This is a genomic window from Pseudomonas sp. TH34, assembly GCF_016650865.1.
GTDB lineage: Bacteria > Pseudomonadota > Gammaproteobacteria > Pseudomonadales > Pseudomonadaceae > Aquipseudomonas > Aquipseudomonas yamanorum.
In genome coordinates, this window is record NZ_JAEKFB010000012.1 from 1 (window position 1) to 25,970 (window position 25,970).

Sequence of the window (25,970 nt, forward strand, 5' to 3'; positions counted from 1 at the left end):
CGGCTCTGGGCCGCTGAACGGCGGCCCAGAGGCAATGTTCAGTGCGAGACTTGCTCAAGAAATATCAGCTTCAATGGCTCGCTGAGCAAATCATCCGCCGTTGCGGCAAACCGCTGAAAGTACGGCGTCGCAAAATGCGCATCGAGTGCCGCCTGGTCCTTGAAGGCTTCGCGCATGTAGAACGTGCCGGGTTCGTCCCGCAGTTCAAACAGCACATAGTCAAGGTTCCCGGGTTCCGTCCGCGTAGGCTCCACCAGCGACAACAAGCCTTCCTTGAGCGCCTGTTGTTTACCGGGTTTGGCCTTGAGGACTGCGATCGATACCAGCGGCGTGTTCATGACGGTAACTCCGTTAGAAGGCGGGTTTGCGGATACGCTGCTCGCGACAGCAATCATCACTGCGCAGAGCCAGTATCCCAGGGGTTTCAGGGTGGTTTTCATGATGGGTACTCCGTGTGGAATGCGACCATCTTTACTCGCTCAGCCACAAAGAAGAACCGACAAAACGCGCTAACACTTTCATCCCCGGATTGAAAATGAACCCACGTTTTCTTGATTAGAAAAGCAGTCGTTATTTATGCCCAATCAAACCATCAAGACACCCTGCGTCGGCCTGTGCTCCACCGTCTACGGAGACCTGGTGTGCCGGGGTTGCAAGCGTTATCACCATGAAGTGATTCAGTGGAACGGCTACAACGCCGAGGAGAAACAGGCGGTGTGGTTGCGCCTGGAACACCTGCTGGTGCAGGTGATGACCAGCAAGCTGCAGGTGCTGGACCCGCAGCGTTTGCGCCAGCAACTGGAAGACCGCAAGATCCGGTTTGTGCCCCACCAGTCGCCGTATTGTTGGGCGTACCAGTTGATTGCCCGGGGCGCGCGGGTGATTTCGAAGCTGGATGCGTATGGGTTGGCGCTGTTGCCGGAGTTTCGCGAGCGAAGTCTGGCGGATTTGCGGGATGCGATTGACCGGGAGTTTTTTCTGTTGTCCGAGGCGCATTACGAGCGGTATATCGCGCCGGGGTTTCTGCGGGAGTCGTTTGGGGCGCCGTTGATAGCCACGCTCTAAGCCACACCACGAAAAAATGTGGGAGCTGGCTTGCCTGCGATGGCGGTGTATCAGTCAAAAAAGATGCAAGCTGACCCGCCGCTATCGCAGGCAAGCCAGCTCCCACATTTGATCTTCTTCGCTCAGGAGGCCCAAGACGGCTCGCGATCGGTCTGCAATGCGTACCGCTCGATCGCCTGCTGACACACGCCCCGCTCCAGACTCCCCTGCTCCACCAACGCCGTCAGTGCCGCCAGCACGATGTGATGGCGGTCCACCTCGAAGAAATCCCGCAACGCGGCCCGGGTATCGCTGCGACCAAAACCATCCGTCCCCAGCACGGTGTACGCCGAATCCACGTACGACCCAATCATCTGCGGCACCGCCCTTACATAGTCAGAAACCGCCAACACCGGCGCGCCCTTTGGCAAACAGGCCGCCAGATGGCTGTGCCGCACCGGTTGTTGCGGATGCAGGCGATTCCAGCGTTCCACTTCCCGGGCGTCTCGGGCCAGTTCGCTGAAGCTGGTGACACTGAAGACTTCAGCTTCAATCTGCCAATCGTCCGCCAGCAATTGCGCCGCTGCCTGGGCTTCACGCACCAGCGTGCCCGAGCCGAGCAAGCGAACCTTGCCATCGGGCTGCCCGCTAAGCCGGTACATGCCTTTGATGATAGCCGCTTCGACACCTTCCGGCAGGCTCGGCTGCGGGTAGTTTTCGTTCATAAGGGTCACGTAGTAGAACTCGTCCACATCGTGCTCCAGCATCTGGCGCATGCCGTGGTCGAGGATCACCGCAAATTCACCGGCAAACGCCGGGTCGTAGGCGCGGCAATTGGGCACGGTGGCAGCGGTCAGGTGGCTGCTGCCATCCTGGTGCTGCAAGCCTTCGCCGCCCAGGGTGGTGCGCCCGGCGGTGGCGCCCAGCAGGAAGCCACGGGCACGCTGGTCGGCGGCGGCCCAGATCAGGTCGCCGACGCGCTGGAAACCGAACATCGAGTAGTAGATGTAAAACGGCAGCATCCGCAGGCCATGCACCGAATAGCTGGTGGCCGCCGCTACCCAGGAGCTGATGGCGCTGGCTTCGCTGATGCCTTCTTCAAGGATCTGCCCGTCGGTGGCCTCGCGGTAGCTGAGGATCGAGCCAATGTCTTCCGGCTCGTAGCGCTGGCCGACACTGGAATAGATGCCGATCTGCTTGAACAGGTTGGCCATGCCAAAGGTGCGCGCCTCATCGGCGACGATGGGCACGATGCGCGGGCCGAGGGCCTTGTCCTTGAGCAGGTTAGTGAGCATGCGCACAAAGGCCATGGTGGTGGACATTTCCTTGCCGTCCGCCTGGGTGGCAAATGCGCCGTAACCCGACACCGGCGGAACGCTCACCGCAGGCGCCTGCTGGCCACGGCTCGGCACATACCCGCCGAGGGTGGCACGGCGTTGGTGCAAGTAGCGCATTTCGAGGCTGTCTTCGGCCGGCTTGTAGAAGCTCAGGGACTCGGCCTGCTCATCCGACAGCGGCAACTGGAAGCGATTGCGGAAGGCGATCAAGGCATCGCGGTCGAGCTTCTTCTGCTGGTGAGTGGTCATCTTGCCCTGCCCGGCCTCGCCCATGCCGAAGCCCTTTTTGGTCTGGGCCAGGATCACCGTCGGCTTGCCAGTGACCCGGCGTGCGGCGTGATAGGCGGCATGGATCTTGACCATGTCATGGCCGCCGCGCTTGAGGCGGTCGATCTGCTCGTCGCTCATGCCTTCAACCAGTTTGGACAGCGCCTCGCTTTGGCCGAAGAAGTGTTCGCGGTTGTAGGCGCCGTCCTTGGCGGCGAAGGTCTGGAACTGTCCGTCCACGGTCTGCGACAAGGTGCGTACCAGCGAGCCGTCAGCATCCTTGGCCAGCAAGGCATCCCAGTCCGAGCCCCAGACCAGCTTGATCACGTTCCAGCCGGCACCGGCGAACAAGGCTTCCAACTCGTCGATAATTCGCCCGTTGCCCCGCACCGGGCCGTCGAGCCGTTGCAGGTTGCAGTTGACCACCCAGGTCAGGTTATCCAGGCCTTCACGGGCGGCCAGGGTCAGGGCCGACATGCTTTCCGGCTCGTCCATCTCGCCATCGCCGAACACGCCCCACACGTGGCGGTCGGTGGTGTCCTGCAGGCCGCGATGCTGCAGGTAGCGCATAAACCGCGCCTGGAAAATCGAGCTGATGGGGCCAATGCCCATGGAGCCGGTGGGAAATTGCCAGAAGTCCGGCATCAACCACGGATGGGGATAGCTGGACAGGCCACGGGCGCCCACCTTGCCGGCACCGATTTCCTGGCGATAGTGGGCCAGGTCAGCCTCGCTCAGGCGGCCTTCAAGGAAGGCGCGGGCATAGATGCCCGGGGCGGAGTGCGGCTGGTAGAACACCAGGTCGCCGCCGAAACTGTCGTTGCGGGCACGGAAAAAGTGGTTGAAGCCTACCTCAAACAAATCCGCCGCACTGGCGTAGCTGGCGATATGCCCGCCCAGCTCGCCATAGGCCTGGTTGGCGCGTACCACCATGGCCAGCGCGTTCCAGCGCACCACCGAGGCCAGGCGCTCTTCGGTGGCCAGGTCGCCGGGGAACGGCGGTTGCTGCTCCACGGCGATGCTGTTGATATAGGGCGTGCCGTGCCGGGGTTTCCAGGCGATGTGCGGTCCGCCGCCGGCCTCAGCCAGCATGTCGAGGATCTCTCGCGCCCGCTCCGGTCCGGCATTGGCCACCAGGGAGGCCAGGGCATCGCGCCATTCGGCCAGTTCTTCCTGGTCCATCGCTGTCTGACTCACTGCACTCGCGAAACCGTTCATGGGCACCTCCGGGCTTTTTTTCCAGTTTATGTCGGCGCCAGGGGATTTTTTGACTGTTATACGCAGCCTCTCGCATCCTTTTGAGCACAAATCACTGCCAATCGACCAATTCAAAGCACGTTGTGCTTCAAGCCCCGAAAACCCCGCAATTGTGTTTAAAATGCCGCCCGCTCAATGACCGACGCTGCCCAATGACCCCAGACGCACTCGCCACCCTGCACACCCATTTGCTGACCGCCCTGCAAACCGTCCCCGCCGAGACCCGGCGCCTGTTTCACGGGCGTGGCCGCTGCTGGCCGGGCCTGGAGCAATTGACGGTGGATTGGCTGCAAGGGGTGGTGCTGGTCTCGCTGTTCAAGGAGCCTGAAGCTGCGGAGCTTGAAGCGTTGAAGCAGATGCTGGTGCAGATCGACTGGTCGTCCTACGGCGCTCACACCGTGGCGCTGCAACACCGTTACCTGCCGCAAAGCACCACCGAGTGGCTGCTGGGCGAGGCCGTTGACGAACTGACCATCACCGAGGGCGGGCTGCGTTACCTGATCGACCTGGGCAAAAAACAGAACAGCGGGCTGTTCCTCGACATGCGTTATGGCCGCAACTGGGTGCGTGAACAGGCTCAAGGCCTGCGGGTGTTGAACCTGTTCGCCTACACCTGCGGGTTTTCCGTGGCCGCCATCGAAGGCGGCGCCGAGCATGTGGTGAACCTGGACATGGCCCGTGGCGCACTGAGCCGTGGTCGCGACAATCACCGCCTGAACGGCCATGACCTGAGCAAGGTGACCTTCCTCGGCCACGACCTGTTCAAGTCCTGGGCCAAGGTCACCAACTGTGGCCCGTACGACCTGGTAATCATCGACCCGCCCTCGTTCCAGAAAGGCAGTTTCCTGCTGACCAAAGACTACCAGCGCGTACTGCGCCGCCTGCCGGATTTGCTCACGGCTCAAGGCACAGTACTGGCGTGCATGAACGACCCGGCGTTCGGCGAAGACTTCCTGATCGACGGCGTAACCCGCGAAGCGCCTGGCCTGCGCTTTGAGCAGCGGCTGGAAAACCCGCCGGAATTTCCCGATATCGACCCGCAAAGCGGCTTAAAAGCGTTGGTGTTTCGCCAAGGCTGATGCCGAAACGTCCTACGCTTGCTACGCTTACCATTACGCCGGGTGGTGAACCTTATCCCACCCTTCCCGGTCGATACCTGCACACTCTGGCCAGATTCGACGGTGTTACCCCGTCGGCTGCCCTGTTTCACCATTTTGGAGAACGCCCCTGTGATATCGACCCTGCATGTAGCCCGTCTCAAGGCCTGGGGCGCCCACGGTTTTACCGCGACCGGCGTAGTACTGGCCTTCCTGGCCACCCTGGCACTGCTCGACAACCAGCCCAAGGCCTGCCTGTTGTGGCTGGGCCTGGCCCTGATCGTGGACGGGGTGGACGGCTCCCTCGCGCGACGAGTGAACGTGCAAACGGTGCTGCCAAGCTTCGACGGCTCGGTATTGGACCTGGTGATTGATTACCTGACGTACGTGTTTATTCCGGCGTTGTTTATCTATCGCTATATCGCCCTGCCGGACTTCACCCCGTTGTTTACGGTGTCGGTGATTCTGGTGTCGTCGCTGTTCTGCTTCTGCAACGTCAACATGAAGAGCAAGGACAATTACTTCCAGGGCTTCCCCGCCGCCTGGAACGTGGTCGCGCTGTGCGTCTACATCATCCAGCCGGATGCCTGGATCACCTTGCTCACCGTGATCGTCCTGGCGCTGTTGACCGTCACGCCGATGAAGTTCCTGCACCCGTTCCGGGTCAAGCGCTTCATGCCGCTCAATATCGCAGTGACCACTATCTGGTTGCTGTGCAGCCTGCTGCTGGTGATCGATTTCCCGTACACCAATCGCCTGACCCTGGGCCTGTGGTTGCTGATGTCGGCGTACTTCCTGGGGATTTGCATCTGGCGTACCGCACTGGAGTGGGTCGAAACACATAAATAGCCAAGCGGGCACGGTTGAAATGTGGGAGCGGGCTTGCTCGCGAATGCGCAGTGTCAGTCACCGGATAGAGTGGCTGATCCACCGCATTCGCGAGCAAGCCCGCTCCCACATTGGGAATTCATCCCATGACGCTCTGCGTCACCCTTGCGGCAGCAGGACGCGGAGCGTCCAATACGGCATTCCCACGCAGAGCGTGGGAACGATCATAGTCGCAGGCCCACACGCTAATCGGTAAGATACCGGCCTTTCGCGCAGCCCTTGCTGCGCCTTGCCGACTAAGTCTTGCCCATGCCCTTCGAACTCAGCGTTGACCTCACCACCCTGGCGATCCTCGCCGTGGTTGCCTTTATCGCCGGTTTCATCGACGCCATCGCCGGCGGTGGCGGCCTGCTCACCACGCCTGCCCTGCTGACTGCCGGCATGCCGCCCCACCTGGTGCTGGGCACCAACAAACTCAGCTCCACCTTCGGCTCGGCCACCGCCAGCTTTACCTTCTACCGGCGCAAGCTGTTTCATCCGCGCCAGTGGGTGCATGCCATCGTCGGCACGCTGATCGGCGCACTCACCGGCGCCGTCGTCGCCCATTACCTGCCCGCCGAAACCCTGAACAAGATGCTCCCGGTGATTGTGTTCGGCTGCGGTTTGTATTTGCTGTTCGGCGGCACGCCCAAGGCGGCGCTGGATAACGACGCGCCGATCAAGAAGAAATGGCAATCCACCCAAGGCTTCGGCCTGGGCTTCTACGATGGCGTGGCCGGCCCCGGCACCGGGGCCTTCTGGACCGTGAGCACCATGCTGTTGCACCCCATCGACCTGGTAAAGGCCAGTGGCGTGGCGCGCAGCATGAACTTCGTCAGCAACGCGGCGGCGCTGACGGTGTTCATTTTCAATGGCTCGGTGGACTGGATTGTCGGCCTGTGCATGGGCATATCGGTGATGTGCGGCGCGTTCTTTGGCGCACGCAGCGCCATCAGCGGCGGCGCCAAGTTCATTCGCCCGGTGTTCATCACCGTCGTGCTCGGCCTGACGGTGCGCCTAGCCTGGCAGCACTGGTTCAGCGTGGCCTAAGCGACGGGCCAGGTAGAGGTCGATCAGGTAGCGCGCAATCGAGCGGGACGCCGGCAACGGCGGCAGCTCATGGATATTGAACCACTGCGCGTCTTCGATCTCGTCGGCCTGGGGCACGATGTCGCCGCCGGCGTACTCGGCGTGAAAGCCCAGCATCATCGAGTGCGGGAACGGCCAGCACTGGCTGCCCATGTACTGGATGTTCCTGACCTCCACCTGCACTTCTTCACGCACTTCGCGAATCAGGCAGTCCTCGGCCGACTCACCCGGCTCGGCAAACCCCGCCAGGGTGCTGTAGACGCCTGTGACAAAGCGCGGCGAACGGGCCAGCAGGATCTCGTCGCCACGGGTCACCAGCACGATCATGCTCGGCGAGATACGCGGGTAGCTGCGCAGGTCACAGGCCTGGCAGAACATCGCCCGCTCCCGTGGCACCTGCACCATCGCCTGGCCGCAGCTGCCGCAGAAGCGGTGTTCACGGGCCCAGGTGCCGATTTGCGCGGCGTAGCCGAGAACTTTGTACAGCGTGTGGTCGCCTTGCAGCATGAACGCCCGCAGGCCCTGCCAGCCGCAACCCGGTACATCGGCTGGGCTATTGAGCTCCAGCAGGTACACCGGCTCGCCGTCCAGATGGCCGATGCCGTGCTCGGCAAACACCGAGAGGTCCTGGCGCTTGAGCCATTCCCGGGGAAACAGCGGGCCGTTCTGGTCGTGTAAAAAGCCTTCACGGCTGCGGGCCACGGCCCAGCCGCCCGGGGCGTCGTTGTCCAGCAGCGTTGTGGTAATCCAGCCTGGGGTCATGTTCAGTCAATCCACGAAGTCGGGTTTCTGCTTGCTCATATGGGCCGCGATGGCCACGCGCAGGTCGTTGGATTGCAACATAGCTGAGTTCCAGGTGGCAACGTATTCCAGGCCGTCATTGATCGTGTGGTCGCGCATGTAGCTGATCATCGCCTTGGTGCCGGTGACCGCGATAGGGGATTTGGCAGCAATTTCCCGGGCGATGTCCATCACGCCGGCCAGCAGGCTCTGGTGATCGCTGTACACGCGATTCACCAGGCCGATGCTGCGGGCCTCTTCGGCACCGAACTGGCGGCCGGTGTAGGCCAGCTCGCGCAGCATGCCGTCGCCGACGATGCGCGGCAGGCGTTGCAGGGTGCCGACGTCGGCGGCCATGCCGATATCGATTTCCTTGATGGAGAATTGCGCGTCTTCGGCGGCGTAGCGCATGTCACAGGCGCTGATCAGGTCGATGGCGCCGCCGATGCAGTAGCCGTGGATCGCGGCGAGCACCGGCTTGCGGCAGGTGTCGACGGCGTTGAAGGAAGCTTGCAGTTCGAGGATCTTGCGCCGCAGCAGACGCGCGTTACGGCCTACGTCCTTGCCGAATTCGTTGGCCACCGAGGCCAGCATCATCAGGTCGATGCCGGAGGAGAAATGCTTGCCGGCACCACTGATGACTACGGCACGCACCGCGTCGGTGTCTTCGACCCATTGGAAGATGTCGATGATCTCGGTCCAGAACGCTGCGTTCATCGCGTTGATCTTTTCCGGGCGGTTGAGCTGCACATGGGCGACGTTGCCGCTGAGTTCGACGACAAAGGCTTGGTATTCGGACATGGCAGTGATCCTTGACTGGCGGCTGGAATAAGGGCCGAACTATATCAAGGGTGTGTGACGGCAGGTAAGGCTGTGCATGCGCCAAAAGCGGGACTGAAGACCGATGAAGATCACATGTGGGAGCTGGCTTGCCTGCGATGGCGGAGTATCAGTCAACAACGATGCAAGCTGACCCACCGCTATCGCAGGCAAGCCAGCTCCCACAATGGTTTTGTGGTGTTCTTCAGCTCGGCAGCCAGAGCCGGAACCGGGCGCCGCCCAACGGCGAGGCTTCTGCCGTAAGGGTTCCGCCCTGGGCCTCCAGCGCCCGCCGGCTGATGGCCAAGCCCAGTCCAAACCCGCCGGTGGCGCGGTCACGGCTGCGGTCCAGCCGGTAGAACGGCTCGAAGATCCGCTCCCGCTGATCGACCGGAATACCAATGCCGTCATCGTCCACCCAGATCTCACAGCCCTTGGGGCACACCTTCACGCCCACCTGAATCCGCCGCTCGCAATAGCGCATGGCGTTGCGCAGCAGGTTTTGCAGGGCCCGGGCGGTCAGGCGCGGGTCCAGGGTGAAGCGCTCCACCGCGCAATCCAGCACCACATCCATCACGATATCCGGGTTTTCCAGCTCGTCGTCGACGCTGCCCAGGATGCTGTCGATGAACTCATCCAGCACCACTTCCACCTGCTCGGGTGTTTGCGCCGGGTTTTGCAGGCGGCTGTAAGACAGCAGCTCCAGCACCAGCTCGTCCAGCTCACGAATGTGCGCCACCAGCCCCTGCAGGCGCTCGCGGCTGGCCGCAGGTAGGTCGTCGGACAGCGCCAGGGCCAGGCCGAAGTCCAGGCGGGTCAGTGGCGTACGCAGTTCATGGGAGACCGCATTGAGCAAATCACGCTGTTGATTGAGCAACTGTTCGATGTCGTTGGCCATGGTGTCGAACACCGCCGCCAGGCTGCCGATGTTGGAGCTGGGGGGGATTTTTGTGCGGGCCGCAAGGTTGCCTTGCCCCAGTTGCGCGGCGGTGTTTTTCAGGCGTTCCAGGTCGCGCCAGTGGGGCCGTAGCCAGACCAGCAGGCACGCCAGCAGCGCCGCGCCGATCAGCACGTTCATGCTCCAGTACAACAGGTTCATGTCCAGCGGGTCCGGCGGGACCGAGACCTTGACCACCAACTGGTCGTCCAGGGGTGAACTGACGTCGTCCGCCCAGCCCCACTCCCCCAGGCGCACCACCATCTGGTTCTTTTCGAGCAGGCGCTGCTCTTCCGGGGTGTAGCTGGCGTCCTGGATGCGCAGCAGTTGCACCTTGAGCGGGGCAAAATCCGCCGACAGACGCACGGTGACATTGGCCCACTGCTCCACCGGCACCCGCTGGTATTCCTTGACGATCAGGCTTTGCATCCCCCGGGACTGCTCGATGTTGTAGCTCATGTAACGGTGTTCAAACAGCTGGATCACCGCCCGCGGAACCAGGTAGATCGCGGCGGCGAAGGTGACGATGGTGATCAGGTACAGCCGAATCAGGACGCGAAACATGGCTCAGCATTCCCACTCGGAACGGCTGAACAGGTAACCCTTGCCCCACACGGTCTTGATCTTGCGCGCCTCGCCTGCGTGGTCATCGAACTTGCGCCGCAGCTTGGAGATCGCCACGTCCACCGAGCGGTCGGTGCCGTTGAATTCGATGCCTCGCAGGCGTTGCAGGATCTGGTCGCGGCTGAGCACTTCGCCGGCGTGCCGGGCCAGCACCACCAGCAGGTTGTATTCACCGCTGGACAGCTCAACCGGCTGGTCGCGCCAGGTCACGGTGCGTTCCGACAAGTCGATGCACAGATTGCCCATCAGGATCTGGTCGTTGGCCACCTGGGGTTCGGTGAGGCTGCTGCGGCGCAGCAGGGTCCGTACACGGGCCAGCAATACCCGGGGCTCGCAGGGTTTGGTGACGTAGTCGTCGGCGCCCATTTCCAGGCCGAGCACCTGGTCGTGGCTGTCGTCCCGAGCGGTAAGCATCAGGATCGGCAGCGTGGCCGAGTCGGCCCGCAGCAACCGGCAGACTTGCAGGCCGTCGAGGCCCGGCAGCATCAGGTCGAGGATCACCAGGTCCGGTGGATTGAGCCGCGCGCGCTCACGCACATGGTCGCCACGGCTGAGCACGCTGACGTGATAGCCGTTGCGTTCCAGATAACTGGCGATTAATTCGGAGAGCGCGGCGTCGTCTTCCACCAGAAGAATGTTGGGCATGGTATTTCCAAATAATACAATTTCTGAGTAGTACGCAAATCCAATGTGGGAGCGGGCTTGCTCGCGAAAGCGGTGTGTCAGGCGCCGTATGCGTTAACTGAAACACGGCTTTCGCGAGCAAGCCCGCTCCCACATTTGATCTTCGGTGTCAGGAAGATCGTGTAAGGTTCGGCGGTTATGAAGGATATACGCCCGCGTGCATCTGTGGGCCGCACCTTACATTTCTTCACACACCACCTACAGAGCTTCACAGCACTGTGGCGGGGGCGACCGTAGGATGCGCCAGTCAATATTGGGATATGAGCATGTCGAAGAATCTGTTTGCGCCGTTTTGCCTGTTGGCCCTGACACTGGCGCTGAGCGCGTGTGGCAAGCCGGCGGACGAAGCTGCCGAGGCACCGCTGGCCAAGGTGCGGATCGAAACCCTTGAAGCCAAGCCCCTGTCCATCACCAGCGAACTGAGCGGGCGCATTGCCGCGCCGCGCATCGCCGAAGTGCGCGCCCGGGTGGCCGGCGTGGTGTTGCAGCGGGTGTTCAAGGAAGGTCACGACGTGAAACAGGGCGATGTGCTGTTCCGGATAGACCCGGCGCCGTTCAAGGCCGACCTCGACAGCGCCCAGGCCAGCCTGCGCAAGGCCGAGGCCAATGCGTTCCAGGCACGCCTGCAAGAGCAGCGCTACAGCCAACTGGTGGAAGGCAACGCCATCAGCGGCCAGGAATACGACAACGCCCGCGCCGCCGCCCGGCAAACCGCAGCCGATGTGGCCGCCAACCAGGCTGCCGTACAGCGGGCCAAGTTGAACCTGGGCTATGCCACGGTCACCGCGCCGATTTCCGGACGCATCGGCCGCGCGCTGGTGACCGAAGGCGCCCTGGTGGGCCAGAACGAAGCCACGCCAATGGCGCTGATCCAGCAACTGGACCCGATCCACGCCGACCTGACCCAATCCACCCGCGAGCTGAATGACCTGCGCCGAGCCTTCCGCGCCGGGCACTTGACGCAAGTCGGCCAGGACCAGGCCAAGGCCACGCTGATCCAGGATGACGGCAGCCTGTACCCGCTGCCGGGCAAGTTGCTGTTCGCCGAGATCAGCGTCGACCCGGGCACCGGGCAGATCATCTTGCGCAGCGAATTCCCCAACCCGGACCTCGACCTGCTGCCCGGCAGCTTTATCCGCGTACGCCTGGAGCAAGCCGTCGACCAGCAAGGCATCAGCGTGCCGCAACGGGCGATCACCCGCGACAGCGCCGGGATTCCGATGGTGTTGCTGCTGGACGCCGAGCAAACCGTGAGCCAGCAACCGGTGGAACTGGGCTCGGTGGTCAATGACCGCTGGGTGGTCAACAGCGGCCTCAAGGCTGGTGACCGTATCGTCGTCGAAGGCCTGCAACACGCCCGCCCTGGCGAAAAAGTCCAGGTTGACGACAGCCCCGCGCCAATCGCCCAGGTATCCGGCCAGTAAGAAAGGGATAGTTCACAATGCCGCAGTTCTTTATTGACCGCCCGATCTTCGCCTGGGTGGTCGCCCTGTTTATCCTGCTGGCCGGCGCCCTCGCCATCCCGCAGTTGCCGGTGGCGCAGTACCCCAACGTCGCGCCGCCGAAAGTCGAGATCTACGCCGTGTACCCGGGTGCCTCTGCGCAAACCCTGGACGAAAGCGTGGTCAGCCTGATCGAGCAAGAGCTTAACGGCGCCGATCACCTGCTGTATTTCGAATCCCAGAGCAGCCTCGGTTCGGCCACCATCACCGCGACCTTCCAGCCGGGCACCGACCCGGAGATGGCCCAGGTTGACGTGCAAAACCGTCTCAAGGCCGTGGAGCCGCGTCTGCCCCAAGCCGTGACGCAGCAAGGCTTGCAGGTGGAGAAAGTTTCCGCCGGCTTCCTGCTGCTGGTCACCCTGACCTCCAGCGACGGCAAGCTCGATGACGTGGCGCTCAGCGATTACCTGGCGCGCAACGTGATGAACGAACTCAAGCGCCTGGACGGCGTGGGCAAGGCCCAGCTGTACGGCGCCGAGCGTGCAATGCGAATCTGGATCGACCCGCAGAAGCTGATTGGTTTCAACCTGACCCCCGCGGACGTCAACGCGGCCATCGCGGCGCAGAACGCCCAGGTGTCGGCGGGCAGCATCGGTGATTTGCCGGGCACCAAGACTCAGGAAATCACCGCGTCGATCCTAGTGAAAGGCCAGCTGTCGACCCCGGCTGAATTTGCCGACATCGTGCTCAAGGCCAATCCGGACGGTTCAACCGTGCGCGTCGGTGACGTGGCACGGGTGGAAATCGGCAGCCAGGAATACCAGTTCTCCACCCGCCTGAACGGCAAGCCGTCCACTGCGGTCAGCGTGCAATTGTCGCCGGGGGCCAACGCCTTGAGCACCGCGACCCTGGTGCGGGCGAAGATGGACGAACTGGCGCGCTACTTCCCGGCCAACGTCGAGTACAAGATCCCGTACGACACTTCGCCGTTCGTGAAGGTCTCGATCACCAAGGTGGTGTATACCCTGGGCGAGGCGATGTTGCTGGTGTTTGCGGTGATGTTCCTGTTCCTGCAAAACATCCGCTACACGCTGATCCCGACGCTGGTGGTGCCGATCGCCTTGATGGGTACTTTCGCCACCATGCTGTTGCTGGGCTTCTCGATCAACGTGCTGACCATGTTCGGCATGGTGCTGGCCATCGGTATCCTCGTGGACGATGCGATTGTGGTGGTGGAGAACGTCGAGCGGATCATGGTCACCGAGGGCCTGTCGCCCAAAGAGGCTACGCGCAAGGCCATGGGCCAGATTACCGGGGCGATTGTCGGCATCACGCTGGTGCTGGTGGCGGTGTTCCTGCCGATGGCGTTCATGCCGGGTTCGGTGGGCGTGATCTATCAGCAGTTCTCGTTGTCGATGGCCACCTCGATCCTGTTCTCGGCGTTCCTCGCCCTTACCTTGACCCCGGCCCTGTGCGCCACCTTGCTCAAGCCGATTGCCAAGGGCGAGCACCATGAAAAAGGCGGCTTCTTCGGCTGGTTCAACCGGCGCTTCGAGCAGTTCACCGACCGCTATGAAGGCTGGGTGGCCTACGCCCTCAAGCGCAGTGGCCGCTACCTGCTGATCTATCTGGTGCTGGTGGTGGGTCTTGGGGTGTTGTTCGCCCGCCTGCCCTCCTCCTTCCTGCCGGTGGAAGACCAGGGCTACACCATCACCGACATCCAACTGCCGCCGGGTGCGAGCAAGAACCGCACGGTGCAGGTGGCCGAGCAGATCGAGGCGCATAACGCCGGCGAGCCGGGTGTGGGCGATACCACGATGATCATGGGCTTCAGCTTCTCCGGCTCGGGGCAGAACGCGGCGCTGGCATTTACCACGCTCAAGGATTGGTCGGAACGCAGCAGCAAGGATTCCGCCGCCGCCATTGCAGACCGTGCCAACGCGGCCTTTACCGAGCTGAAGGATGCGATCGCCTACGCGATCCTGCCGCCGCCGGTAGATGGCCTGGGCACTTCCAGTGGTTTCGAGTTCCGCCTGCAAGACCGGGGTGGCGTGGGCCATGCCGCATTGATGGAGGCCCGTACCGAACTGCTGGCCGCCGCCGAGAAAAGCCCGATCCTGGCCAACGTGCGTGAAAGCGCCCTGGCCGAGGCGCCTCAGGTGCAGCTGGAAGTTGACCGCAAGCAAGCCAACGCCCTGGGCATTTCCTTTGCCGACATCGGCAACGTGCTGTCCTCGGCCATCGGCTCGGCCTATATCAACGACTTCCCCAACCAGGGCCGCATGCAGCGGGTGGTGGTGCAGGCCGAAGGTGATCAGCGTAGCCAGGTGGCGGACCTGATGAAAATCCATGTGCGCAACAACGCCGGGAAGATGGTGCCGCTGTCGGCCTTCGTCGAAGCGCGCTGGATCCAGGGCCCTGCCCAGTTGACGCGTTATAACGGCTATCCGGCCATCGCGATTTCCGGTGAATCGGCGCCGGGCCACAGTACGGGCGAGGCGATGGAAGAGATTCAGCGCCTGGTCAGCCAGTTGCCTGCGGGCCTCGGCCAGGAATGGACTGGCCTGTCGTTGCAGGAGCGCTTGTCCGGCTCCCAGGCACCGCTGTTGCTCGGCTTGTCGCTGCTGATCGTCTTCCTGTGCCTGGCGGCCTTGTATGAGAGTTGGTCGATTCCGACCTCGGTGTTGCTGGTGGTGCCCCTCGGCGTGCTCGGCGCGGTATTGGCCGTGAGCTTGCGCGGGATGCCCAACGATGTGTTCTTCAAGGTCGGCCTGATTACCATCATCGGCCTGTCGGCAAAGAACGCGATCCTGATCATCGAGTTCGCCAAGGACCTGTATGACCAGGGCGAAGACCTGATCGATGCCACGCTCAAGGCTGCACGCCTGCGTCTGCGGCCGATCATCATGACGTCCCTGGCGTTCATCCTCGGCGTGGTGCCTCTGGCGATCGCTACCGGTGCCAGCTCGGCGAGCCAGCAGGCGATCGGCACCGGGGTGATCGGCGGGATGGTTACCGCGACGCTGGCAGTGGTGTTTGTGCCGGTGTTCTTCGTGGTGGTGATGAAGCTGGTGAAAAAGCGCCACAAAGACAGCTGAACAAAGGACTCAGGTGGGCTAAGGTAACGCAAACCCTGGCCCATCGAGTTCCCATGCCCTTCCTCGCCCGCACCCACCCTCGCCTGTCCACCGCCGCCGTATTGGGCCTGGCGGTGGGCCTCCTGGCTCCGGCCGATACGATCATCAGCAAAATCCTCATCGGCTGGAACGCAGGCGTCTGGACCTACCTGGTGCTGATGCTCTGGCTGACCAGCCACTCTCGCGCCGACGATGTAAAACGCATCGCCGAGATCGAGGACGAGAACGCCGGCCTGGTGCTGTTCATGGTGTGCATCGCGGCGATTGCCAGCCTGGCGACCATCACCTTGAACCTGGTGGGCACCAAGGACCTGAGCGATAGCCAACGCCTGTTGCACTACGGCTTTACCGGCCTGACGGTGGTGGGCTCATGGTTGCTGATCGGGGTGATTTTCAGCGTGCACTACGCGCGGCTGTATTACACCTGGGACGGCCCGGAGCCGGCGTTGCGTTTTGCCGAGGATTTGCGCACTCCCAATTACTGGGACTTCCTGTACTTCTCGTTCACCATCGGCGTGGCGGTGCAAACCGCGGATGTCGGGGTTGCCACGCGCACCATGCGCAAGGTGGTGCTGGGGCAATCGTTGATCGGATTTCTGTTCAATACGGCGATTCTGGGGTTCTCGATCAACATTGCCGCCGGGCTGTTTGGTTGAGCTGCACAAAACTTCTAGACGAGCGCCCGCCCGGGCGCGCTAACTGGCGACAACGTTTACCTGTCATCGGTGCTTTATGACCGCCCATAACTGGATCGACCTGTCCCAGGACGCCGACACCGGCATCGAGACCCTGCGTGCGCATTTCGAGGGCCATGCCTACGATCCGCACTGGCACGACAGCTACCTGGTGGGCGTCACGGAGCAAGGCGTGCAGCAATTCAATTGCCGCAGCACCCGGCACCAAAGCACCCCCGGCAAGGTATTTCTGCTGGAGCCAGGGGAAATCCATGATGGCCACGCCCCCACCGAAGCCGGGTTTACCTACCGCATGCTGTACCTCGACCCGCAGTGGTTGCAGCGGGAAGTGGCGGCGGTGTTCGAGGAAGCCCCGGCCAACAGTCAGCTGGGGTTTGCCACCACCCTTGCCAGCGATCCTCGCCTGGCGCTTGCCACCAGCCAGGCGTTTCAAAGCCTGCACGACGGCGAGCTGCGCATCGTGCGCCAACACGCCCTCGACTACTTGCTGGAACGCCTGACCGGCCAGTTGCACTGGCGCCAGCGCTATCACCAGGACCCGCGCCTGCCTCTGGTGGCCCATAAGGCCCGCGAGTACCTGCACGCCCATCTGCATCAGGACGTCGGCATGGATGAGTTGGCCCTGGCAACCGGCGTAGACCGCTTCCGCCTGACCCGTGCCTTCAAGAGCGCCTTCGGCCTGCCGCCCCATGCCTATCTGGTGCAACTGCGCCTGGCCCGTGCCCGCCATTTGCTGGCCAAGGGCGAACAACCTGCCGAGGTCGCCAGCAGCCTGGGCTTTGCAGACCAAAGCCATTTGGGCCGCTGGTTTGTGCGGGCCTATGGCATGACACCGGCGGCGTACCGCAAGCGCTGCTCAAATCTTCCAGACAGGTAGCGGGCCGCTTGTGAAGATCGACTCCATTGCCTTGCTGATTGGAGTCACACCACTATGTTCCCTACCCTGCTGCCCTTTCTGTTATTCGCCTTCGTCGCCTCCATCACCCCCGGCCCGACCAATATCCTGGTGTTGAGCAACAGCGCGCGTTATGGGCTCAAGGCTGCATTGCCTATCGTATTGGGTGCTTGTATGGGCGCGGCGGGGATTGTGTTGCTGGTGGGCTCGGGCGTGGGCCAGTCGCTGGCGCAATTGCCCAGAGTGCAGGCCGCGATGCAATGGGTGGGCGTGGCCTGGCTCAGCTATCTGGCCTGGCAGATCTTCCGCGCCCCGGCCGAAGCCATCGACCCGAACACCCCGCAAAAACGCCTGGGCCTGGCGGGTGCCGCCAGCCTGCAATTGATCAACCCCAAGACCTGGATGATGGCCCTGGCGGTGGTCAGTGTGTTTGCTGGCAACGGTGAGGCGCGCCAGAGCCATGTGCTGTACCTGTCGTTGGCGTTTTTTATGATTTCGTTGCCGTGCCTGGGGGTGTGGGCTCTGCTGGGGGTGGGGTCGAGCCGGGTGTTTCGCTCGATCAAGGCCATGCGGCGTTTTAACCAAGGCATGGCGTTGCTGTTGTTCGGCTCCGCCTGGCTGAGCGTTTTAGCGGTGGCATAGAAAAGGCGACGAATGGCGAGCAAACCTGTGAATTCTGACAGTTGTGGGCAAGGCGTTAATGGCGCTGAATAAAGCCACTTGTCAAAAAGCACGGGCCAGGCCGGGTATCAGGACCTGCGGGAGCACGCCATGTCACCACCCGTTCCGTTAAATAAGAACCTGATCCTGAATGGAAACTTTATCGACCATGGAACCCACTGGACAGCCACCGCGACACTTCCCGGCAGGGTGGATTTTTCCCAACGCAGTTGCATCGTCAGAACTCAAGGAATGGCCGAGCAAACGGTGCGGGTGGTTGACGCAACGGCCTATACCCTCAGCCTGTTTACGCTGATTACTTACAGAGGTACGGGCTCCATAACGGTGGTTTTTCAGCCTTCGGGGGTGAATGAGTCAATATCGATGTCCGGCAATCAAGGCTGGTTGCGTCAGTCATTAACGTTCACGCCTCCCACAGGCACTGTCAGCGCAACCGTGCAATTGACAGGAACGTCGGGGGACGTCTGGTTCGATAACGTCAGGCTGGTGGAGGAAGAAGGCACGACCATACCGATTGAGTTGATCCGTAACGGGGACTTCTCACGCAACAGCGATGAATGGACTTCGTCACCGCCGCCCAATTTGGCGACCTTCCACGATCAACGGTGTCAGCTGAATCTCGGCGCTTATATCGAGCAGGACATCAGGGTCGTTCCCGGGCAGGCGCTTGTCTTCTCTATCGATGCGCAAACGCCAACCGGCGGCCATGGGCTTGTAAAGTTTCATATAGCCCCCGATCACGTACCTGAGCTCGAGTTACGCGGAGAGGGAGGCTGGGACACATACACCTACTTATTCACCACCCCCGCCGGGGTTCATGACATGACGCTGCAAATACAGGGCATTACTTTTCTGGTCGTCGACAATATTTCAATAAAAGCAATGGAATGAAAGCGCGTGCAAACGAGGCAAACGTAGACCGTCGTATTTAACAGGCTTGTCCCAAGTGGGTAATGATCCCATCACAGGACATTTATTGACGATAGCGGGAGACTATAACCATGAGTACTGCAACTGCATCTGCGGTAAGTGAAAACAGCCGATCCACTGCCCAAGTTTACTTCCAGGGAACGATCGCGACTCAGGCGTTCAAGGACGACTTCCCCAAACATGAACTCAAATCCGATTATTGGTGGGTTGAGGCCACTCAGCGGGATTTAGGCATTGGCAACCGCCGGCGAATCGTTGTTTTCAAGTATCTGGCGGATCGGGAAACATTGCCCTCCGGCCGGTACACCCTGAGGCCCGACGAATCCGACGAGCGTTTTTCGGTTATTTATATGGAGCTCAATGACGCGCCACCTCCCGCTTATACAGCCGAGCGCGGCACGATCGAGTTTATCCATAACGAGCAAACCAACCATGTCAGTGGTGCCTTGGACGTTTACTACGTTGACGTCGGCGGGCAGGAGCAGCGTATGCAAATCCTGTTCAATGTTTGACCCACAAAAAATGCCCCGGAAACCGGGGCATTTTTTTATCACTTGATCCAGGGCATTGTTGATTACCAGCTATAACGCACGCCCACGTTGGCACCCCAGGGCTGATCAATACGCTTGCCTTTCGCATGTTCAAAGTCGGCATGCAACTGCAGGTTCTGGGACAAGGACACCGCAACCCCCGCACCGAATTCCGCACGGCTGCCCGAGAGATCGTTATTGAACGCCTGGTTATTCACCGACACCTTGTTGTTCTTGGCAAATTCATGAGCGACCGCACCGCGCAAGTAAGGCTGTACAACGCTACCGCTATCGAGCACAAAATCACGGCCGACAGTCACCCCCAATTTACCCAGGACCGAGTGGGTGTGATCGCCCTTGGCCTGCATCCCGTTATCCAGTTGGTAGCTCTTGCCCTTGGCAGTCATCACCGACGCTTGGGCAAACGGTTCAACGAAGAACCCATCATCTAACCTGATATTACGCCCGACCTCTGCCGAAACACCCAAGGCATTAGTAGCGTAGTCACCCTTAGCCTGTGTGCCATCGCTCAACCCCACCTTGGAGTCATTGCGCAGGTGGTTCACCTTGGCCACACCGTCAAAGTAGTAGCCACTGTCTTCGTCCATCCAGGTGGCGTAGGCACCAACGTAGTAACTTTTGATAGTGCCCGACGTTCCACGGCCAACATCCAGATCTGATTCGCTATGACCGGCCATGACCCCCAACAGCCATGGACTGTCCATCACCGGCATATCCGCACCGAGGGAAAAACCGCGTTGCGATTGCGTGTAGCCATTGCCTGCACCGCCTTTCGCCTCGTACTTGTTGCCATAACTGCGGACCCATCCGCCGGACTCGGCACCGTTGTGACGCAATTCACCCATGCGGCTACGCAGAGAGGACAGCTCGCCATACCACACAGTCGGTGCGGCATTGAACAGCGCCAGTACCGAGCGGGTGCCAGGGCTGATGACCCGCGACGACGGGTCGAGGAACCAGTCGTTGCCGTCTTGCTTGAGCCCATAGGACCACGCCCCCACATCGACCGCACCGCCTACCAGCGAAAACTGCGCATCACCGCCACCGGTATGCACAATACGCACCTCACTCGCACTGACCGGCTCGACGCCGCTGCTGGATAGCAGCAATTGATGGTTGCCGCTGGCGGAACCCGTGATGTTGAGGAAGTCGGTCAAGCCCCGAGCAAAATCGGTGCCCATCACAAACGTGCCGTTACCGGACAGGCTGGCCAGGTCCAACTGGTAAAAGGCGTCACTCGCACCAAACCTGATCATCCCGTCCGACAGGTTCAATGCGCCGACCTGGCTGTTGCCGGTCATGTCCCACAGCGACTGGCTACCGATACTCAACGACGAAACATTTTCCAGGCGACCGGTCAACGCGGCGCGGTTCTGCAAGTCCAGGTGTGTGATACTGCCCGACTCAACAATCACGTTGCCCATCAGTTGGCTGTTGTCGACCCGTACCGTGGCCGAAGACCCATCCTTGACCTCAAGGAGGTTGCCGTTGCCACCGGACAGTGTCGAGCCATTGAGCACCTCAATCGTTGCATTGGCCCCTCTACCCGACAGACCTCTCACCACAATCGCCGCACCGGTTTCGCCGGTCACGTGGGTATTGTCCAGTACCAAGCTATTGGCAAGCACACTACGGGGTTCATTCGTCAGGACTACACCATTGAGGCCGCCCGTGATGACACTTTGGCGGGCATGGGCCTCTGCGCCCTGCAACTGCAAACCGAAACTGCCAGCGTCTATACCCTGCAGGATGCTGCGGTCCAGGTTCAGCACGCTATGGCCTCCGACCACCGCGCCACCGGTAGCCCCGGAAACCACGCTGTCATTGACGGTCGCGCTGGAACCCACGGTGGAGCCTGAGAAACGATTGACCACCAACCCATGGTAGTCGGCACTGGAAATCACGCTGCCATTGATCAACGCATTACTGCTGTACAGCGTGATTCCCGAATTGAAATCACCCTGCGCCACAACGCGACTGGAGTCCACATTGACGTTCGAGCCCGCCTGCGCAACAACGGTGCCGAGGACGGTACTCGACTCGCTCAGGTTCAGGTTGGAGCGGGCGGCATAGACGCTCTCGGTGCGTCCCTCTATCACGTTGAGTGTGGCATTTTCCAACGTATAGCTGTCGAGCACGTCGTGAAAGTCAATGGTCTCGGTTCGATTTTCGATCAGCCTTGCCTGAGCGTGCGGGGCGAGAGCCAACAATGATGCAATCGACGCGACTTTAACCACGACGGCCAAAGGATTTAACTTAAAAAGAGACTGGGTAATCATGATCACTCACTCGTTGAACAGGCGTTCCATCACAGAAAAATTCGGCCTGTTTCGAATGCAGTGGAAACTGGCCAGTTACGGCCCGCAAAATTACCGATGAGCGCTAACGATAGATGTAGGAATTATCTGAACACCCTAAGGAAAACCGCGTATCAATGGCGGGAATGGAGAAACGTAACGACGCAAGGAAGCTCCTGACAGGTGAATAGCAAAGGGCGCCTAAGCGCCCTTTGGACAACACGTATTACGCTTCATCCTCCCCGAGAACCGGCAGTTCCTCGCAGTACAGCGGCGGCGTAGCCCGGTTTGCGAACAGCGTCCTTGTAAAGCCCTTCTCAGACGGCTCCTCAACGCCATTCACCGTCGCAAAGTATTGAATGGTGACTGAGTTGCGCCCGGCAGGCCTGATGACGGTGGTGTAAGGCTCAATCGTCAGGAAGAAACCATTTGAAACCATATCCGGTGTCAACGGGTCCGAGTCGAACGGTACAGGATCCCCCAATGGCATAGTGCCGGCCTCGTCGCTGCACACCTGCCATTCCAGGCGGACGACAGCGCCATTCTGGAAGTAGGTGGTATTGCCCGGCACTCTGACACGTGCGGAAAAGCTGAACGGATTCAGGTCCGTACAGCCCATACTCGCACCAGCCTTGACGAAAGTCGGCTTCTCCATGACGACTACGTTGGCCTCGACCACGACATTCTGGGAACGAGATCGCTGGAGGTTGTCATTGACGTCCCAGCTCAAGGTATAGAACACCGGAATCGTGCCATTGCCAACCTCCTTGATGATTGACCAAGGCACGGTGAGGGTAACGGTGTCTCCACCGGTTTCGCCATCCAGCTCGGTTGGATCGAAGGGGTGCGCAAAACTGCCCCAATAACCGGTAATGGTGATACCGGGTACCGGCGGAGGAACCTCCCACAGCACGATCTCGACGGTCGCGTCGTTACCGAAATCGCCCGGCAGCAAACGGTTTTCCTCGTCGGGGTCACTGCCGTACACGGTCACCAGGTTGAGCCGAGAGTTTTCCGGGTCTGGCGTCGGGTCGGGGCCGGGGCCGGAAAGATCCACCTTGATGGTTAGCGTGGGCGCGGGGTATTCGTTGCCGTTACGATCAACCACGTAATCGATAACCGTGTCCTCCTCCCCGGTGCCGGCACCATACACGTCGAAGATGATATCGGTATCAACCGGCAGCCTTAGAGGAAACGGCGTGTAATCCCTGACGTTGAAGCGCCCCACGCTTTCGCCGCCCCAGGTGAGGTCAATGACATCCAGCTCCTCTCGCGCATTGGCGTACTGAAGAATTTCCACCGTCACGCCACCGGGCTCGTGAGCATCCGCCAGATCAATCAGCCCGTCAGCCGGCAACAGCGCCAACGGCACCCTCGCCTGCAAAGGATCAGGAACCCCCACCAAGTTCAGCCGGACGGGGCGGGGAACAGATTCCCTGCTTTTGTTACCGGCCAGGTCTGTCAGGATATAAAACAAATAGTAGGCGCCCGCTTCCAGCACTTCGATCCGGTCCCATGGAATAACAAACTCAAGGCTATCTTCCACCGGCACTGTGTCGATCGGTGTAGCAAGCTGCGATGAGGAATACTCCGAGAAATAGACGGTGATCGTGTCACCGTCTGCTCGACCATAGTTCTCGTAATTCGGGTAGGTGCAAACCAATCCCTCATCATGCTCGTCTACATAGAGTTCGTCGATTTCCGGCCCCAGGTCTGTCGGTAATAAAGGAGCAAACGGATGGATATCGTGCTCTTCATCGTCGTCGACATTGAATTTATAGGGTGCCGTCAGATCCACCGCCAATGGCGCGGTGTCTGACTGCGTAGGGAGACTGCCTTCATACAAGATATAGGCAATTTCATACTGCCCCTCATTCAGGCGGGAGGCAGGAATATCCTTTTCAATAATGTCGCCCACATTGATTGCACCGGCTCCCGAATAGCGAAACGTATACAGAGGTGCTCCCCAATTTGTCACACCGCTATCACGCATCACCAATTCCAGCCGGGCTTCTATAGCAGGTACTTCAAGCGACGGGGCTACAAACGTAACGGGAAGATTTCTTCTTGAAGCCGCTGCCGAGATCAGCCCGTCTGCGTTTAGCGAGCTGAACGTCGGCGCCTCAAACTCAAAAATACCGCCCCCATACTTGGAGACATACTCTCGATTGAGTTTTCGAGAGGCAAGCGCGGCCTGTTGCTTTTTATTAAAGATAGTCATCTACGTTCTCCATAAGCGAATTATTAACGCCGGTTACCACTTCAATGTCACAGACGAAACGAGAAATCGCTCGCCTTGAACCGAATAGTTGGCCCCGCCTCTAAAACACTTGAGACCACTATCGAAGCTCAACTTTATGACTGGGCTGACTCACAAGCTCGCCAGGCTAGTCCTGCTCCCCATCTTCGTCAGGACCGCAATAACGCCCACTGGAATAGCGCTGATCAATCTTGACTTGCCGCTCTCGTGCCCGGCCTATGATCCTGGTGCCACGGAGCACTTCGTAAGACACCAGTGCCGAACTCCCCACGCTTGCCGGATTGTCCGACCGTATGGGTTTTATCTTTTCTTCATAGTTATCTTGCTTAAATACATAGCCGTTCTCCACTTCTTCCGCCGAAAGGAAATGCAGCAAAGAGTCTTCGGTCCCCTCAATGGGGCCGGTAAAAAACCCCTCATAACCCTGCCAACTCAACGTGACCGCATCGCCCTCCCTGAACTGTGTATTTGCCGCAATTTCCACGGGGATATGGTCCCACATGGGGGGCACAGTCTGACAATTTACCCACACATCTGGAGTTGCACTGGGAAACCGAACTTGTGTAAGACTCAATATAGGAACCACGGTCACTGTTACGATGGTGAAGTTGGCCAATTGTTCATTAACGCCATTAGAGGTTGTGTAATAAACAGGCATTCTGTCGTCATTGCCTGCCCCCATAATCACACTCCACGGAATATCACTGAACTCGACAATACTGCCTTCCTCATCCCCCTTACTTACATCCACCGTATAGTGTGCAACCGGCACAGTGTTAATGGGAAAGTTCCCCCAATACAACGTCAACTCTTCGCCATCCCGAGGCCGGTGGTACAACGGAACACTGGCGTAAATACGCTGATCCTGATCACGTATATCAATATGGTTCTCTGTCGTGGAACCCTCGCCCCAGACCATCACGGCAGGCAGATCGAGATTCAGCAGTTGCGGTGCACCGCTGTGGTCTTGCCCCGCCACCGTGAAGTTCCATTTGATCATCGTCGGTGGGCTGGGAAGGGTGGGGAGCGTTCCACCGGCGCGAGTAATGGAGTACGTGGCAACCCCGGAAGCTGGCCCCGCCCCCTGGGCAATCAACGTTTCCCAAGGAATTCGGACATCAAAGGGCAACTCTGTGACCCGCTGTGGCGATAACGTTGTAGAACCCCATGTCACCGTGACATGGTCATCCTCCTGCCAATTGTCGTACAGCACCTTCCCCACAACCCCAAGGCGCGCATCCTGGCGATCAATCAAGCCGTTAACCATCGCCGGAATGACCAGTGGCTGGAGGTCGGAGGGCGACGCGTCCAGGTTCACAACGACCGTTATCTGGTTTGATCGCGGCCCCGCGTTACCGGAACGATCGCGCAACACAATATGCATGTATTGAAGACCGTTTGGATAAAGGCGAAACAAATCCCCAGGGACGGGAAAAACCAACGGTTCAGTTTCAGTAGGAAAGTCAAAAAACCCATCAGGCGTATTCCGGTCGTGTGGTGGTGTCACATTCGATAGGTAATACTCAACCCGGTCCCACGCGCGACGGCCGGTGTAAAAGGGTACCCGCATGTTCACAGTCGGGTTCTCAGCCAGATAATCCTCATCGATGAGACTCACGGGAAATTCAGGCCCCTGGGGGGAGATATTATTGTTGGGGGGCGTACGGTCCAGCACTAACACGCGCGTTGGTGAGGGGGTGGGCAAGTTGCCCTGTTCAAGCACCTCATAGCTCAGCAACACGGTGCCGTCGTTCTCCAGATACCGTCGCTCGACTGGAATACGCAGTGGAAAAAGATCTGGATCAATCGGGCCATTGAACCGCCGGCGCAAGAGCGGCTCCCCCTCACTACCACTACGCCGCCAATGAACGACCAGGATGTCGAAACTCCCAGCCGGCGCGGACTCTGGCCAAAGCTCCTCGATGACCACCTCCATATCGGAATCAAGGTACTCGCGTGGGATATACCCCTCGAGGATGGGGGGTACGGCATCATCAAGGATAGGCACCTTGATCTCGGAAAATGACAAAATATTGCTTCTGGAGACACGTCTGCGACGAGCGTTGGAAGTGTTCATATAAATGTCCTGCCGACGATGCACTGGGAGATGCCCTTGGCAAGGATTAAGCACCCAAATACCACGCTTGGGTACTGTCAAAACTAACAGGTAGGCATGGCCGCTCGTCGGTTTCGACACCTGTGTCGGCGCCGCATTGGCTTGACGGATCTTCTGAGTTGGTGTTTCCTGAAACCGGTTTCAGACATCCTTGCCGGTGCTTG

20 protein-coding genes are annotated in these 25,970 nt (G+C 60.2%); 11 read left to right on the top strand and 9 right to left on the bottom strand.

Annotation, left to right across the window (positions count from 1 at the left end; genetic code table 11):
• Positions 1-38: 38 nt before the first annotated feature.
• Positions 39-338, bottom strand: a complete 300-nt coding sequence (locus JFU58_RS08275; RefSeq protein ID WP_177072179.1) for a putative quinol monooxygenase — start codon at positions 336-338, stop codon at positions 39-41.
• A 238-nt stretch (positions 339-576) separates the two neighbouring features.
• Between JFU58_RS08275 and JFU58_RS08280 the strand changes: the two genes are divergently transcribed.
• Entirely contained in the window at positions 577-1,065 is a 489-nt protein-coding gene (locus JFU58_RS08280; protein WP_093209394.1) for a DUF1289 domain-containing protein, read from the top strand.
• Between the two features lie 122 nt (positions 1,066-1,187).
• On the opposite strand, the gene mdeB is transcribed toward JFU58_RS08280, so the two are convergent.
• On the bottom strand, positions 1,188-3,866 hold the full coding sequence (mdeB, locus tag JFU58_RS08285) for an alpha-ketoglutarate dehydrogenase (RefSeq protein ID WP_201140244.1): 2,679 nt from the start codon (positions 3,864-3,866) through the stop codon (positions 1,188-1,190).
• A gap of 191 nt (positions 3,867-4,057) precedes the next feature.
• Here mdeB and JFU58_RS08290 point away from each other — a divergent pair, with 191 nt between their 5' ends.
• The 3 genes from JFU58_RS08290 to JFU58_RS08300 all read left to right on the top strand — a co-directional run bounded on the left by JFU58_RS08290 (position 4,058) and on the right by JFU58_RS08300 (position 6,919).
• On the top strand, positions 4,058-4,984 hold the full coding sequence (locus JFU58_RS08290) for a class I SAM-dependent methyltransferase (RefSeq protein ID WP_201140245.1): 927 nt from the start codon (positions 4,058-4,060) through the stop codon (positions 4,982-4,984).
• A gap of 150 nt (positions 4,985-5,134) precedes the next feature.
• Positions 5,135-5,851, top strand: a complete 717-nt coding sequence (gene pcsA, locus JFU58_RS08295) for a phosphatidylcholine synthase (protein WP_063029564.1) — start codon at positions 5,135-5,137, stop codon at positions 5,849-5,851.
• Between the two features lie 288 nt (positions 5,852-6,139).
• Entirely contained in the window at positions 6,140-6,919 is a 780-nt protein-coding gene (locus tag JFU58_RS08300; protein ID WP_093209385.1) for a TSUP family transporter, read from the top strand.
• Here the strand turns inward: JFU58_RS08300 and nudC are convergent.
• The 4 genes from nudC to JFU58_RS08320 all read right to left on the bottom strand — a co-directional run bounded on the left by nudC (position 6,887) and on the right by JFU58_RS08320 (position 10,763).
• Positions 6,887-7,720, bottom strand: coding sequence for an NAD(+) diphosphatase (gene nudC, locus JFU58_RS08305; RefSeq protein ID WP_063029560.1), 834 nt, complete (start codon positions 7,718-7,720; stop codon positions 6,887-6,889). The two genes, JFU58_RS08300 and nudC, sit on opposite strands and share 33 nt — an antisense overlap.
• A 6-nt stretch (positions 7,721-7,726) precedes the next feature.
• The gene (locus JFU58_RS08310; protein WP_093209382.1) at positions 7,727-8,539 is read right to left on the bottom strand and encodes a crotonase/enoyl-CoA hydratase family protein; all 813 of its coding nucleotides are present in this window, start codon (positions 8,537-8,539) and stop codon (positions 7,727-7,729) included.
• 223 nt (positions 8,540-8,762) lie between these two features.
• Positions 8,763-10,058 (bottom strand): ATP-binding protein, encoded by a 1,296-nt coding sequence (locus tag JFU58_RS08315; protein ID WP_201140246.1) that lies wholly within the window; start codon positions 10,056-10,058, stop codon positions 8,763-8,765.
• A 3-nt stretch (positions 10,059-10,061) separates the two neighbouring features.
• Entirely contained in the window at positions 10,062-10,763 is a 702-nt protein-coding gene (locus JFU58_RS08320; RefSeq protein WP_003214048.1) for a response regulator transcription factor, read from the bottom strand.
• A 305-nt stretch (positions 10,764-11,068) separates the two neighbouring features.
• On the opposite strand from JFU58_RS08320, the gene JFU58_RS08325 reads away from it, so the two are divergent.
• The 7 genes from JFU58_RS08325 (at position 11,069) to JFU58_RS08355 (ending at position 19,094) form a co-directional block, all read left to right on the top strand.
• Positions 11,069-12,226: an efflux RND transporter periplasmic adaptor subunit gene (locus JFU58_RS08325; protein WP_201140247.1), complete on the top strand. Its 1,158-nt coding sequence runs from the start codon at positions 11,069-11,071 to the stop codon at positions 12,224-12,226.
• A gap of 17 nt (positions 12,227-12,243) precedes the next feature.
• Positions 12,244-15,342: an efflux RND transporter permease subunit gene (locus tag JFU58_RS08330; protein ID WP_177027424.1), complete on the top strand. Its 3,099-nt coding sequence runs from the start codon at positions 12,244-12,246 to the stop codon at positions 15,340-15,342.
• Between the two features lie 53 nt (positions 15,343-15,395).
• On the top strand, positions 15,396-16,037 hold the full coding sequence (locus tag JFU58_RS08335; RefSeq protein ID WP_017477410.1) for a DUF1345 domain-containing protein: 642 nt from the start codon (positions 15,396-15,398) through the stop codon (positions 16,035-16,037).
• A gap of 76 nt (positions 16,038-16,113) precedes the next feature.
• Complete coding sequence (locus tag JFU58_RS08340) at positions 16,114-16,953, top strand: AraC family transcriptional regulator (protein ID WP_093209373.1); 840 nt, start codon at positions 16,114-16,116, stop codon at positions 16,951-16,953.
• 54 nt (positions 16,954-17,007) lie between these two features.
• Positions 17,008-17,613, top strand: a complete 606-nt coding sequence (locus JFU58_RS08345) for a LysE family translocator (RefSeq protein ID WP_093209370.1) — start codon at positions 17,008-17,010, stop codon at positions 17,611-17,613.
• Positions 17,614-17,742: 129 nt separating this feature from the next.
• Positions 17,743-18,543, top strand: coding sequence for a hypothetical protein (locus JFU58_RS08350; protein WP_177027426.1), 801 nt, complete (start codon positions 17,743-17,745; stop codon positions 18,541-18,543).
• A gap of 110 nt (positions 18,544-18,653) precedes the next feature.
• The gene (locus tag JFU58_RS08355; RefSeq protein WP_177027427.1) at positions 18,654-19,094 is read left to right on the top strand and encodes a hypothetical protein; all 441 of its coding nucleotides are present in this window, start codon (positions 18,654-18,656) and stop codon (positions 19,092-19,094) included.
• A gap of 62 nt (positions 19,095-19,156) precedes the next feature.
• Here the strand turns inward: JFU58_RS08355 and JFU58_RS08360 are convergent, their stop codons facing one another.
• The 3 genes from JFU58_RS08360 to JFU58_RS08370 all read right to left on the bottom strand — a co-directional run bounded on the left by JFU58_RS08360 (position 19,157) and on the right by JFU58_RS08370 (position 25,767).
• Positions 19,157-21,271: an autotransporter outer membrane beta-barrel domain-containing protein gene (locus tag JFU58_RS08360; RefSeq protein WP_373568950.1), complete on the bottom strand. Its 2,115-nt coding sequence runs from the start codon at positions 21,269-21,271 to the stop codon at positions 19,157-19,159.
• Between the two features lie 385 nt (positions 21,272-21,656).
• The gene (locus JFU58_RS08365) at positions 21,657-23,651 is read right to left on the bottom strand and encodes a hypothetical protein (protein ID WP_201140248.1); all 1,995 of its coding nucleotides are present in this window, start codon (positions 23,649-23,651) and stop codon (positions 21,657-21,659) included.
• Positions 23,652-23,817: 166 nt separating this feature from the next.
• A complete protein-coding gene (locus tag JFU58_RS08370) occupies positions 23,818-25,767 on the bottom strand; it encodes a hypothetical protein (protein WP_201140250.1) in 1,950 nt (649 codons plus the stop codon).
• Positions 25,768-25,970 lie beyond the last annotated feature (203 nt).

Bases quoted from the DNA above. Each gene is read 5' to 3' on its own strand.
- JFU58_RS08275 (WP_177072179.1), bottom strand. From the start codon at position 338: ATGAACACGCCGCTGGTATCGATCGCAGTCCTCAAGGCCAAACCCGGT.
- JFU58_RS08280 (WP_093209394.1), top strand. From the start codon at position 577: ATGCCCAATCAAACCATCAAGACACCCTGCGTCGGCCTGTGCTCCACC.
- mdeB (WP_201140244.1), bottom strand. From the start codon at position 3,866: ATGAACGGTTTCGCGAGTGCAGTGAGTCAGACAGCGATGGACCAGGAA.
- JFU58_RS08290 (WP_201140245.1), top strand. From the start codon at position 4,058: ATGACCCCAGACGCACTCGCCACCCTGCACACCCATTTGCTGACCGCC.
- JFU58_RS08300 (WP_093209385.1), top strand. From the start codon at position 6,140: ATGCCCTTCGAACTCAGCGTTGACCTCACCACCCTGGCGATCCTCGCC.
- nudC (WP_063029560.1), bottom strand. From the start codon at position 7,720: ATGACCCCAGGCTGGATTACCACAACGCTGCTGGACAACGACGCCCCG.
- JFU58_RS08310 (WP_093209382.1), bottom strand. From the start codon at position 8,539: ATGTCCGAATACCAAGCCTTTGTCGTCGAACTCAGCGGCAACGTCGCC.
- JFU58_RS08315 (WP_201140246.1), bottom strand. From the start codon at position 10,058: ATGTTTCGCGTCCTGATTCGGCTGTACCTGATCACCATCGTCACCTTC.
- JFU58_RS08320 (WP_003214048.1), bottom strand. From the start codon at position 10,763: ATGCCCAACATTCTTCTGGTGGAAGACGACGCCGCGCTCTCCGAATTA.
- JFU58_RS08325 (WP_201140247.1), top strand. From the start codon at position 11,069: ATGTCGAAGAATCTGTTTGCGCCGTTTTGCCTGTTGGCCCTGACACTG.
- JFU58_RS08330 (WP_177027424.1), top strand. From the start codon at position 12,244: ATGCCGCAGTTCTTTATTGACCGCCCGATCTTCGCCTGGGTGGTCGCC.
- JFU58_RS08335 (WP_017477410.1), top strand. From the start codon at position 15,396: ATGCCCTTCCTCGCCCGCACCCACCCTCGCCTGTCCACCGCCGCCGTA.
- JFU58_RS08340 (WP_093209373.1), top strand. From the start codon at position 16,114: ATGACCGCCCATAACTGGATCGACCTGTCCCAGGACGCCGACACCGGC.
- JFU58_RS08345 (WP_093209370.1), top strand. From the start codon at position 17,008: ATGTTCCCTACCCTGCTGCCCTTTCTGTTATTCGCCTTCGTCGCCTCC.
- JFU58_RS08350 (WP_177027426.1), top strand. From the start codon at position 17,743: ATGTCACCACCCGTTCCGTTAAATAAGAACCTGATCCTGAATGGAAAC.
- JFU58_RS08355 (WP_177027427.1), top strand. From the start codon at position 18,654: ATGAGTACTGCAACTGCATCTGCGGTAAGTGAAAACAGCCGATCCACT.
- JFU58_RS08365 (WP_201140248.1), bottom strand. From the start codon at position 23,651: ATGACTATCTTTAATAAAAAGCAACAGGCCGCGCTTGCCTCTCGAAAA.
- JFU58_RS08370 (WP_201140250.1), bottom strand. From the start codon at position 25,767: ATGAACACTTCCAACGCTCGTCGCAGACGTGTCTCCAGAAGCAATATT.